Below are 10,634 nucleotides of genomic sequence, written 5' to 3'. Positions count from 1 at the left end.
CGGAGGAAGTCGCATTGCAAGGGAATTAGGCTGGGTTTATTTTGTGGATAACTTGTAGATAGTTTTGTGTGTCTGCGCCTACTTACCTTGCAGGCCTTTATCTGCTTGCCGGACGTGCTTTCAGGCCGGAAAATTCACCCGATTCGGCGGCGTCATCAAATTTAGAATTATTGTAATTCTACCAGTCTTGTGCGGCAAATTCTGATCGGTCTGAGCGGTGCTCAGGCGCGATTGCTCAGCAGCAGCGCCTCTACCAGCGCCTTTTGCGCATGCAATCGGTTTTCGGCCTCTTCCCAGATCACTGTGTCGGGTGCGTCCATCAGCTCGGCACTGATTTCCTCGCCGCGGTGCGCCGGGAGGCAGTGCATATAAAGCGCGTCACTGGCCGCCAGGCTCATCAGCTCGCTGTTGATCTGATAGGGCTTGAACAGTCGCGCGCGTTCCAGTTGCTCCTCCTCCTGGCCCATCGAGGCCCAGACATCGGTCACCAGCAGGTCGGCGCCTTTGGCGGCCACTGCCGGCTCGTGCTCGATGCTCACCCTGTCCCGGTTTGCTTTCAGCAGTTCGCTGTTTGGCTCAAAGCCGGGAGGGCAGGCGATACGCAGTTCAAAATCGAACTGCCTGGCGGCGTTGATGTAGGACTGGCACATATTGTTGCCATCTCCCACCCAGCACACGCTCTTGCCGGCGATACTGCCGCGCTGCTCGATCCATGTCTGCATATCGGCCAGCAGTTGGCAGGGGTGGTAATCATCGGTCAGTGCGTTGATCACCGGCACCGACGAATTGGCGGCAAAGCGCTCCACAATATCGTGTCCGAAGGTGCGTATCACGGCGATATCCACCATCGAGGAAATCACGCGGGCACTGTCTTCAATCGGCTCACCGCGACCCAGTTGTGTATCGTGCGGCGACAGGAACATGGCCTGCCCACCGAGGTGCGCGATGCCCGCCTCAAACGACACCCGTGTACGCGTGGACGATTTGGAGAAAATCATCGCCAGCACGCTGCCCGGGAAGGCGCGCTGGTCTGCGCCAGCGCGGTGCTCGCGTTTCATTTCGATCGCGCGCTGGATAAGCTGTTGCAGTTCCTGCGGGCTGAAATCCAGCAGGGTCAAAAAGTGTCGAATAGCTGACATGGCCTGTCCTGTTGAGCCTCAGGGGCTCTTTCAGTCAAAATTCCGGATCAGTTCAGCGACACCGACAGCCAGCTCGCGGGCTTCAGATTCGCTGATTACAAGGGGAGGGAGCAAGCGCACGGTATTGCCGCCGGCGACATTGATCAGGAAGCCGGCATCCATCGCGCGCTGCACCAACTCGCCGCAGTCCCGGCGCAGTTCGACACCCAGCATCAGGCCCTTACCGCGAATGGCCGCGACGTTTTTCGCGCCGGATAGCTCGGCGTGCAGGGTGTCGGTGATCACCTGCCCCATAGTGCTGGCATTGGCGCACAAGCCATCCTGTTCTATTGTGTTCAAAACCGCTAGGCCAGTGGCGCATGCCAGCGGGTTGCCGCCAAAGGTGGAGCCGTGATGTCCGGCGCCAAATACCTGCGCGGCGGCCCCGCGCGCCAGACAGGCGCCGATGGGGACACCGTTTCCTAGCCCTTTGGCGGTGGTGACGACGTCGGGCATCAGGTCGAGACCCTGATAGGCGAAATAGGTGCCGGTGCGGCCATTGCCGGTCTGCACCTCATCGAGCATCAGTAACCAGTCTTCGCTGCTGCAAATTTCCCGCGCCGCCTGCAGATACTCCTGATCGAGTGGCTGCACACCGCTTTCGCCCTGTACCGGTTCCGCGAGGAAAGCCACCACATCGGGGTTGTTGGCGGCGATCTGCCGCAGTGCTTCGATGTCATTGCGCGGCGCCCGCACAAAGCCCGATACCAGCGGCTCGAAGCCAGCCTGTATCTTGCGGTTACCCGTGGCGCTGAGTGTCGCCAGGGTGCGGCCGTGGAAAGCCCCTTCAAGCACCACGATGGCGGGCTTTTTGATACCGCGCGCGTGCCCGTAGAGCCGCGCCAGCTTGATCGCCGCTTCATTGGCCTCGGCACCGGAGTTGCCGAAAAAGCAGTTGTCCATGCCGGCCACTTTGGTCAGCGCGCCGCCGAGCGCTTCCTGCGCCTCAATGCGGTACAGGTTGGAGCTGTGAATCAGTTTGTCGGCCTGCGCCCGGATAGCCTCGACAACCGCCGGGTGCGCGTGGCCCAGGCCATTGACCGCAATGCCGGATATACCGTCCAGATAGCGGCGGCCCTCAGTGTCGTAAAGGTACACACCCTCGCCGTGACTGAATGTCACTGGTAATCTGGCGTAAGTCTGCATCAGCGCCGACATGTTTGTGCTCTCCCAAAAACGCAAAAAGGCAGCGGGAGCTGCCTCGAAACGGTCAACTATAGCTAGCTGACGGGTGATTGGCAATCCACACGCACGCGATAGGCGCAATTTGGTGCAGGAATAGGGTAATATGTGCGCTGAAAACCAACGGCTCCCCCGCATACAGCGCGGTGCGGCCCAATGATGAAACAACAGGTAGGACAACAGATGGACATTATCGAGACAATCAAGCAACAGATCGCTGAAAACCGGGTTCTGCTCTATATGAAAGGCTCCCCCAATCAGCCACAGTGCGGCTTCTCGGCCCGCACAGTGGGTGCGCTGATGGAGTGCGGCGAGCGCTTCGCCTACGTGGATATCCTGAGCAACCCCGACATCCGCGCGACTCTTCCCCAGTACGCGAACTGGCCCACCTTCCCCCAGCTCTGGGTCGACGGTGAGTTGGTAGGCGGCTGTGACATCATCACCGAGATGCACGAGAAAGGGGAGTTACTGGCGCTGATCAAGGAAAATGCGCCGGCGCAGGCCGCCGAGTAACGGCATCAGATACAGCCATAGCCGTACGCTATTAAATCTATGCTTATAATTAAATAGGCGATACCAAACGCACTGTGTATCATTCTAGCATGTGCGCCATCTCATTCAGAGGTGGCGTAATTTGATGCATAACCTAGAGGAGTAATACTTGATGGGCGTTTTAGTTGGTAAGCCGGCACCTGATTTTGATGTGGCGGCAGTACTCGGTACGGGAGAAATCGTCGATTCCTACAAGCGTTCCGAGGCGATGGCAGGCAAATACGGCCTGGTTTTCTTCTATCCGCTGGATTTCACCTTCGTGTGTCCCTCTGAGCTGATCGCTCTGGACCACCGCATGGACAAATTCCGTGAGCTGGGTGTTGAGGTGGTCGCGGTATCCATCGATTCTCAGTTTACACACAATGCCTGGCGCAAAACGTCCGTCAAAGACGGCGGTATCGGCGAGGTGACATACACCATGGCGGCTGACGTTGGCCACGACATTTGTCGCGCATACGACGTAGAAAGCGCCGGTGGCGTCGCTTTCCGTGGCGCATTCCTGATCGATCCGGAAGGCACTGTACGCGCACAACTGGTCAATGACCTGCCGCTGGGCCGCAACATCGACGAGCTGATCCGCCTGGTTGAGGCGCTGCAGTTCACTGATGAGCATGGCGAAGTATGTCCTGCCGGTTGGAACAAAGGCGACAAGGGCATGAATGCTTCTCCTGACGGCGTTGCTGCCTATCTGGCGGAGAACGCTGAAGCGCTGTAACGCGAATCAGGTTCAGATTAATAGCGGGCCTTGTGCCCGCTTTTTTGTGTTTGGAATCTTGTTGGCAGTCTAATGTGGTGCCACAGTGTCGGTCGAAGCCTGGGCGTCCTGCCGAAAAGGCCACAGCGCATTCCCCTCGTTCGGCTGCTGCGCAACTCGACAATTTTTGCTGCGCAAAAATCTGGACTCGAACACTGCTCGCAGAAAGCTCCCGAACGAGGGGAATGCGCTAAGCGTGGCCTAATTTTTCGGCAGGACGCCCAGGCTTCGACCTACTATCTACCGGCAAATATCAGCATTCCGGGTTCGAGTGGCTCAAACTTCCGATAGATCCAAGCTTAGCCCCCAGCCCCCAGTTCAGGCCGCAACCACGGCCCAACTCCAGATTCATGCTTGTATCTGGGTCTAGATCCGAGCTCGCTCACCCACTGTGCCGGGATAGTGGCAATGGCTCTGAAACCGGGTTCTAGGAGGCCTGAAGCAATCCCCGAAGTCGCGCTTCGACCAGTTCCAGCCGGTCATTGCCAAAATACATATCATCGCCATTGATAAAAAGCGTCGGCGAACCAAACCCACCACGGGCAATCAACTCATCCGTGTTCTGGCGCAACAGGTCCTTGTACTTCTGGTCGGCAATCGCCGCAAAAAAGCCCGTGGAGTCCAGCCCCACCCGCGCGCAGATCGCCGCGAGCACCTCATCGCTGGCGATATCCGGTGTGTCACTATCCCAGTAGGTAGCGAAGACCTCGCGCGAATACGGCACCAGCGCGCCGTGTTCCTCGGCGTAGAATGCGCCGCGCATCGCCTTCACGCTGCTGATGGGGTGGCCTGCGGGCATCGTCGTGCGCACGCCGCAGAGCCTGGCCCAGTCCTGCATATCCTTGATGAAGTATTTCATGCGCGGGTTGTCGGGGCTGTTGAACATCGCCTCGCGCGCTGCGTACAGCTCCTTGTTGACCACGTTAAAGACGCCTCCGACCAGGATCGGGCGCCAGTGGATCGGCAGTGCCAGCCGTTCCATGATGGGCTGAATGCGGGTGAACGCGAAGTAGGTCCAGGGGCTGGAACAGTCGTAAAAGAACTCCAGTCGGGGTGTCGCGGCCATGGGGGTCCCTGTGAGAATTTTGGGCTGGAGTTTAGCACATCCGCTTGACGCATCAGGTATAATTGCCGCTTTGTATTTTCACGGTAGATGGGTAATGAACGTCGAGCAATACATGGTTGAGTTGGGCAGCGCCGCACGTGCGGCGTCACGCACGGTGGCAGCGGCGCCGACTGCGGTGCGCAACCGCGCGCTGCTCGCCGTGCACGATGCCCTCGATGGCGCGCGCGCGCAGCTGATGGAGGCCAACAGGCAGGATGTGGAACAGGGGCGGGCCAAATCTCTGGATGCACCCCTGCTGGACCGGCTGGAGCTGACTCCGGCACGTATCGATGCGATGCTGGAGGGTTTGCGACAGGTGGTGGCATTGCCGGACCCGGTCGGCAGTATCTCCGATATGCGCAGCATGCCCAGCGGGATTCAGGTGGGTCGTATGCGGGTACCGTTGGGGGTGATTGGCATCATCTACGAGTCGCGGCCCAATGTGACGGTTGAGGCGGCCAGCCTGTGCCTCAAATCCGGCAATGCGGCGATTCTGCGCGGCGGTTCCGAGTCGCTGGCGTCCAACTGTGCGATTGCAGCGTGTCTGCAGCATGGCCTGCAGGCCGCGGGGTTGCCCGAGGCGGCGGTGCAGGTAGTGGAGACGGCGGACCGGGATGCCGTGGGGCATTTGATCGCCATGCCCGAATATGTCGATGTGATTGTGCCCCGTGGCGGCAAGGGCCTGATCGAACGGATCAGCAAAGATGCCAGGGTGCCGGTCATCAAGCACCTCGACGGTGTGTGCCATGTGTATATCGACGATTATGCCGATGACGATATGGCGTATACCATTGCCGTAAATGCCAAAACGCAGCGCTACGGTACGTGCAACACGATGGAAACCCTGCTGGTGGCAGAGGCCAAGGCGGCGGCGATGCTGCCGCGGCTCGCGCAGGCCTATGCGGACGCCGGTGTGGAACTGCGCGGCTGCCAGCGCGCGCGCGAGCTGATGCCCGCGGCAAATGAGGCGAGTGAGCAGGACTGGCGTGAGGAATACTTGGCGCCGATACTGGCGGTGCGTGTGGTGGCGGGGCTGGATCAGGCCATCGAGCACATCAATACCTACAGTTCGCAGCACACCGACAGCATTATCACGCAGGAACACGGCCGCGCCATGCGCTTCCTGCGCGAGGTCGATTCCAGTTCGGTGATGGTCAACGCTTCCACGCGGCTTGCCGATGGCTTCGAGTACGGGCTGGGCGCTGAAATCGGCATCTCCACCGACAAGATTCACGCGCGCGGACCGGTCGGTCTGGAAGGCCTCACCACTCAGAAGTTTGTGGTGCTCGGCGAGGGGCAGATTCGCACTTGAGTGATACCGGGTCGTCCACACTCCCACTGGTGGGAGTTTTTGGCGGTACCTTTAATCCCGTGCACTACGGACACCTGCGCTCCGCGCTGGAGTTGGTGGAGCGGCTGCAACTGGCGCAGTTGCACCTGATGCCGAGTGCCCGGCCGCCGCACCGTGAAGCACCCGAGTGCAGCGCTGCTCACCGCGCCGCGATGGTTGAGCTCGCGGTGGCGGGCGAGCCGCGTCTGACGTGCGATCTTCGTGAGCTTCAGCGCGCTGGCAAATCCTATATGATAGACAGCCTGATTGACTTGCGCGCTGAGCTCGGTGCCGGTACTGGCCTGTGCATGGTGCTCGGTTGCGACGCTGTGCTGGGCATATCAAAATGGCACCGCTGGCAGGAATTGCTGGACTGGGCCCATATTGTGGTGATAGCCCGCCCCGGCTGGGAGCTGCCACGCGAGGGCGACGTCGCCCGTTGGTTGCAGGATCACCGGGTGGAAGACTCGAACAACTTGCACCGCAGCCCGGCGGGTTGTATTGCGGTTGAAGAGCTGCGGCCACTGGCCATATCGTCCACCGAGATCCGCGCAATTCTGGCTGCGGGGCGCTCGGCGCGATATCTGCTGCCGCAGTCTGTGCTGGACTATATTCAAACGAACACACTTTATCGATAACGACTGGATTGCTGCCTATGAATCACCAAGTAAATGAGCCCTATGGAATCTGAACAATTCACGCAGTTTATCGTCGCTGCGCTCGACGATCTCAAAGCCGTCAATACCGTTGTGCTGGATGTTTCCGCGCTGACGGATGTGATGGACTATATGGTGATCGCCAGCGGCACCTCCAACCGCCACGTCAAATCGCTGGCCAGCCATGTCTCCGTGGAAGCCAAGAAGCAGGACATGGCGCCGATGGGTATGGAGGGCGAGGACGGCGGCGAGTGGGTGCTGGTGGATTTCGGTGATGTGGTTGTCCATATCATGTTGCCGGCGACCCGGGACTTTTACGATCTGGAACGCCTGTGGACTGCGCCCGAAGAGCCCCAATCGCCTTGATGAAACCGCACTGATGCGCATCAGCGTTATCGCCGTTGGAACCCGCATGCCCGCATGGGTTGCGCAGGGCATTGAGGAATATACCAAACGCCTGCCGCGCGAGCTGAAGCTGGTGTGGCGTGAAATTCCGCTGGCAAAACGCGGCAGGGCGGTCGATGCCGAGGGCGAGCAGATCCTCAAAAATATTCCCGCCGCTGAGAAAGTGGTGGCGCTGGATGTGCAGGGCAAGCGGGTGTCGACCGAGAAGCTGGCGCAGCATCTGGACGCCTGGCAGATGTCGGGCGCTAACTACAGTATCCTGATCGGCGGGCCGGACGGCTTGTCTGAGGCCTGCCTTGCGCGCGCGGATATGCGCTGGTCGCTGAGTGATCTGACCCTGCCGCATCCGCTGGTGCGGGTCGTACTGGCAGAACAGTTGTATCGGGCTTGGACAATTACCGTCAACCACCCGTATCATCGCGCCTAGTGTTTACCCCGATTAACGCTGTCACTGGTCTTCAGGCCACTTAAATGCTACCGCAATTCGATTTAAAAGATCCGCAGCTCGAATCCCGTGTATACGGCACGCGCACGATTTTTGCGATCGGTCTCGTGATGATTCTGCTCGGTGTGATACTGATGCGGTACTACGAGCTGCAGGTAACGGAATACGAGATCTACAAGACACAATCCGAACGCAATCGCGTGCAGTTGCAGCCGCTGCCACCGCGCCGTGGTCTGATTTACGATCGCAACGGCATTCCACTGGCGGACAACCGCCCCAGCTATATGTTGTCGATTGTGCGCGAACGCGTGCCGGACATGGAGGCCACGCTGGAAGATCTGCGCGCGGTGCTGCCGATCTCGGACGGTGATCTCGAAAAATTCCGCAAGAAACTCTACCGCAGCCGCCCCTACGAGCCTGTGCCTCTGCGCTTTCGCCTGACCGAAGAAGAGCGCGCCCGGCTCGCGGTCAACCGCTTTCGCCTGCCGGGTGTCGTGGTCGAGGCGCAGCTGCTGCGGCACTACCCGCACGGGGAGCTGTTTTCACACGCCCTGGGTTACGTCGGCCGCATCAATGAGCAGGAAGCGGAAGAGCTCGATGAAACGGATTACCGCGGCACCTTCCACGTCGGCAAGGTGGGCGTCGAGAAGTACTACGAGGACATACTGCACGGTGATGTGGGCTATCAGAACGTCGAGAGCAATGCCCACGGGCGAGTTTTGCGTGTGCTGGAACGCTTTGCCCCTGCGCGCGGCAAGGATCTCACCCTGTCGCTGGACTATAACGTCCAGCTGGCCGCGTTTGAGGCGCTGGGTGACCGGCGCGGTGCGGTGGTGGCCATCGATCCCCGCACCGGCGGTTTGCTGGCGCTGGTTTCCACACCGGGGTTCGATACCAATCTGTTTGTGAACGGTATCAGTACCACGGAGTACTCCGCGCTGCGTGATTCACTGGATGTGCCGCTGTTCAACCGGGCCATACAGGGTTCCTACCCGCCTGGCTCTACGATCAAGCCGTTCATGTCGATGGCCGGCCTGCTGTCTGGCCTGGTGACGCCACAATCGACGGTGCGCGATCCAGGCTGGTACAGCCTGCCCGGTGATTCACGCAAGTATCGCGACTGGATTCTACGTATCACCGGTACGGGACACGCCCCGCGAGTAGACATGAAAATGGCCATCGCCCAGTCCTGTGATGTCTATTACTATGATCTGGCGCGCCGCCTGACGATCGACCGTATGCACGACTATCTCCAACCCTACGGATTCGGTGAGCGTACGGGGATCGATACCACCAATGAACGCTCCGGGGTCCTGCCTTCGACGCGCTGGAAGCGCGGGGCCATGGCGCAACCCTGGTATCCCGGTGAAACCCTCAGCGCCGGTATTGGCCAGGGCTATATGCTGGCATCGCCACTGCAGTTGGCCGTCGCTACCAGCGTGATGGCCAGCAGGGGTGAGCGGCGAGTACCGCGCCTGGTGATGGCCATCGATGGCGAGCCGGTGCCTGCACCTGAGCTGGAGGCATTGGAAGCGCCGCAGGAGTATTGGGATGCGGTCTTCGATGGCATGCGTGAGGTGGTGCACGGCAAGAAGGGCACCGCGAAAGCGCTGGCCAAGGGCATACAGTATGAGATGGCGGGCAAAACCGGAACCGCCCAGGTTATCGGCATTGCCCAGAACGCCGTCTATAACGAGGATGAGGTCGCCGAACGACACCGGCACCACGGGCTGTTTATCGCGTTTGCGCCGATGGAAGAACCCACCATTGCGGTCGGTATCATTGTCGAGAACGGCGGTGGCAGCTCGGCGGCGTCCCCGATTGCCCGCGCGGTGATCGACACCTGGCTGTCGGTGGAGTTGGTGGAGGAGCCGGGCTGATGGGCGATTACGTACGGCAGCTGCCACACCAGGGGTCGCGCGACATGGCCGAACGCCCCAGTGTCATCAGGCGCTTCCATATCGATATTCCGTTGCTCTTTCTGCTGATGGTGCTCAGTGGCTACGGCCTGATGGTGCTGTACAGTGCGTCGGGCCAGAGCATGGACGCCGTGTACCGCCAGGGCAGTTATCTGGCGCTGGCCTTTGTCGTGATGATTCTGGCCGCGCAGGTTAGTTTAAAGCAGTACGCGGCCTGGGCGCCGTGGCTCTTTGTCGCCGGCGTGATGCTGTTGGTAGCGGTACTGCTGGTAGGTGTGGGGGCCAAGGGCGCGCAGCGCTGGCTGCAAGTGGGAGCGGTGCGCTTTCAGCCATCGGAAATCATGAAGTTGTCGGTGCCACTGGTCGTCGCCTGGTTTCTGGCCGGAAGGGTGTTACCGCCGCGCTTCCCCGCGGTTCTCGGCGCCCTGGCGCTACTGTTGGTGCCCGCGGGATTGATCGTGATTCAGCCCGACCTGGGTACCTCCCTGCTGATAGCTTCCAGCGGCCTGTTCGTGCTGTTTATGGCGGGGATTGGCTGGCGTTACATTTTTGGCGCCGTGGTGTTGGCGGCGGCATCGGCCTGGCCGGTGTGGATGTATGGATTGAAGGAATACCAGAAGCAACGCATTCTGACGATGTTCAACCCGGAAAGTGACAAACTGGGTGCCGGCTGGAATATTATCCAGTCAAAAACAGCCATAGGGTCCGGGGGCTGGGATGGCAAGGGGTGGATGCAAAGTACCCAGTCGCGCTTGGATTTTCTGCCCGAGAGCCATACCGATTTCATTATTGCTGTTTTGGCTGAAGAGCAGGGATTACGCGGTATTATTCTTCTAATGAGCATTTATCTGCTGATTCTTTTGCGCGGGTTCTGGATCGGTGCCCATGCGCAGACCAGTTTCGGTCGTATGATGGCAGGAAGCCTGACGCTGACGTTTTTCGTTTACATCTTTGTTAACATGGGCATGGTCGCCGGGTTGTTGCCGGTGGTCGGGGTTCCCCTGCCGCTGGTGAGCGCGGGTGGTACCTCGCTGGTAACATTGCTGGCCGGTTTCGGTGTCCTTATGGCGATCAGTACCGAGAAAGGCGGGGAGTCGACATGAACACC

11 protein-coding genes are annotated in these 10,634 nt (G+C 59.8%); 8 read left to right on the top strand and 3 right to left on the bottom strand.

Going from position 1 to position 10,634, the window contains the following annotated elements:
* Positions 1-221 precede the first annotated feature (221 nt).
* Complete coding sequence (gene argF, locus AC0L6S_RS14170; RefSeq protein ID WP_473424670.1) at positions 222-1,139, bottom strand: ornithine carbamoyltransferase; 918 nt, start codon at positions 1,137-1,139, stop codon at positions 222-224.
* A gap of 30 nt (positions 1,140-1,169) precedes the next feature.
* On the bottom strand, positions 1,170-2,336 hold the full coding sequence (locus tag AC0L6S_RS14165) for an acetylornithine/succinylornithine family transaminase (protein WP_473424669.1): 1,167 nt from the start codon (positions 2,334-2,336) through the stop codon (positions 1,170-1,172).
* A gap of 207 nt (positions 2,337-2,543) precedes the next feature.
* On the opposite strand from AC0L6S_RS14165, the gene grxD reads away from it, so the two are divergent.
* Together grxD and AC0L6S_RS14155 are read left to right on the top strand one after the other, a co-directional pair.
* Positions 2,544-2,873: a Grx4 family monothiol glutaredoxin gene (gene grxD, locus AC0L6S_RS14160; RefSeq protein ID WP_473428602.1), complete on the top strand. Its 330-nt coding sequence runs from the start codon at positions 2,544-2,546 to the stop codon at positions 2,871-2,873.
* Positions 2,874-3,024: 151 nt separating this feature from the next.
* Positions 3,025-3,627 (top strand): peroxiredoxin, encoded by a 603-nt coding sequence (locus tag AC0L6S_RS14155; protein WP_473424668.1) that lies wholly within the window; start codon positions 3,025-3,027, stop codon positions 3,625-3,627.
* 466 nt (positions 3,628-4,093) lie between these two features.
* Here AC0L6S_RS14155 and AC0L6S_RS14150 read toward each other — a convergent pair whose 3' ends face one another.
* Positions 4,094-4,732, bottom strand: a complete 639-nt coding sequence (locus AC0L6S_RS14150) for a DsbA family protein (RefSeq protein WP_473424667.1) — start codon at positions 4,730-4,732, stop codon at positions 4,094-4,096.
* 94 nt (positions 4,733-4,826) lie between these two features.
* Between AC0L6S_RS14150 and AC0L6S_RS14145 the strand changes: the two genes are divergently transcribed.
* Genes AC0L6S_RS14145 through rodA form a run of 6 tightly spaced genes read left to right on the top strand, consistent with a single transcriptional unit; the run spans position 4,827 to position 10,629 of the window.
* Positions 4,827-6,083, top strand: a complete 1,257-nt coding sequence (locus AC0L6S_RS14145) for a glutamate-5-semialdehyde dehydrogenase (protein ID WP_473424666.1) — start codon at positions 4,827-4,829, stop codon at positions 6,081-6,083.
* Positions 6,080-6,739 (top strand): nicotinate-nucleotide adenylyltransferase, encoded by a 660-nt coding sequence (gene nadD, locus AC0L6S_RS14140; RefSeq protein ID WP_473424665.1) that lies wholly within the window; start codon positions 6,080-6,082, stop codon positions 6,737-6,739. Before AC0L6S_RS14145 ends, nadD begins: the two co-directional genes overlap by 4 nt.
* A 42-nt stretch (positions 6,740-6,781) precedes the next feature.
* Positions 6,782-7,123, top strand: a complete 342-nt coding sequence (gene rsfS, locus AC0L6S_RS14135; RefSeq protein WP_473424663.1) for a ribosome silencing factor — start codon at positions 6,782-6,784, stop codon at positions 7,121-7,123.
* A gap of 13 nt (positions 7,124-7,136) precedes the next feature.
* A complete protein-coding gene (rlmH, locus tag AC0L6S_RS14130) occupies positions 7,137-7,589 on the top strand; it encodes a 23S rRNA (pseudouridine(1915)-N(3))-methyltransferase RlmH (protein WP_473424662.1) in 453 nt (150 codons plus the stop codon).
* A gap of 44 nt (positions 7,590-7,633) precedes the next feature.
* Positions 7,634-9,487 (top strand): penicillin-binding protein 2, encoded by a 1,854-nt coding sequence (gene mrdA, locus AC0L6S_RS14125; protein WP_473424661.1) that lies wholly within the window; start codon positions 7,634-7,636, stop codon positions 9,485-9,487.
* On the top strand, positions 9,487-10,629 hold the full coding sequence (gene rodA, locus AC0L6S_RS14120) for a rod shape-determining protein RodA (RefSeq protein WP_473424660.1): 1,143 nt from the start codon (positions 9,487-9,489) through the stop codon (positions 10,627-10,629). Before mrdA ends, rodA begins: the two co-directional genes overlap by 1 nt.
* Positions 10,630-10,634 lie beyond the last annotated feature (5 nt).

The sequence above is a fragment of the Halioglobus sp. D3-4 genome (assembly GCF_055809315.1).
The sequence above is the reverse complement of the archived record's forward strand: the minus strand, read 5'-3'. Positions and strand labels throughout refer to the sequence as shown.

Excerpts from the sequence above, each read along its gene's own strand:
- mrdA (WP_473424661.1), top strand. The coding sequence starts at position 7,634 with ATGCTACCGCAATTCGATTTAAAAGATCCGCAGCTCGAATCCCGTGTA.
- rlmH (WP_473424662.1), top strand. The coding sequence starts at position 7,137 with ATGCGCATCAGCGTTATCGCCGTTGGAACCCGCATGCCCGCATGGGTT.
- AC0L6S_RS14165 (WP_473424669.1), bottom strand. The coding sequence starts at position 2,336 with ATGTCGGCGCTGATGCAGACTTACGCCAGATTACCAGTGACATTCAGT.
- AC0L6S_RS14155 (WP_473424668.1), top strand. The coding sequence starts at position 3,025 with ATGGGCGTTTTAGTTGGTAAGCCGGCACCTGATTTTGATGTGGCGGCA.
- argF (WP_473424670.1), bottom strand. The coding sequence starts at position 1,139 with ATGTCAGCTATTCGACACTTTTTGACCCTGCTGGATTTCAGCCCGCAG.
- rsfS (WP_473424663.1), top strand. The coding sequence starts at position 6,782 with ATGGAATCTGAACAATTCACGCAGTTTATCGTCGCTGCGCTCGACGAT.
- AC0L6S_RS14145 (WP_473424666.1), top strand. The coding sequence starts at position 4,827 with ATGAACGTCGAGCAATACATGGTTGAGTTGGGCAGCGCCGCACGTGCG.
- rodA (WP_473424660.1), top strand. The coding sequence starts at position 9,487 with ATGGGCGATTACGTACGGCAGCTGCCACACCAGGGGTCGCGCGACATG.
- AC0L6S_RS14150 (WP_473424667.1), bottom strand. The coding sequence starts at position 4,732 with ATGGCCGCGACACCCCGACTGGAGTTCTTTTACGACTGTTCCAGCCCC.
- grxD (WP_473428602.1), top strand. The coding sequence starts at position 2,544 with ATGGACATTATCGAGACAATCAAGCAACAGATCGCTGAAAACCGGGTT.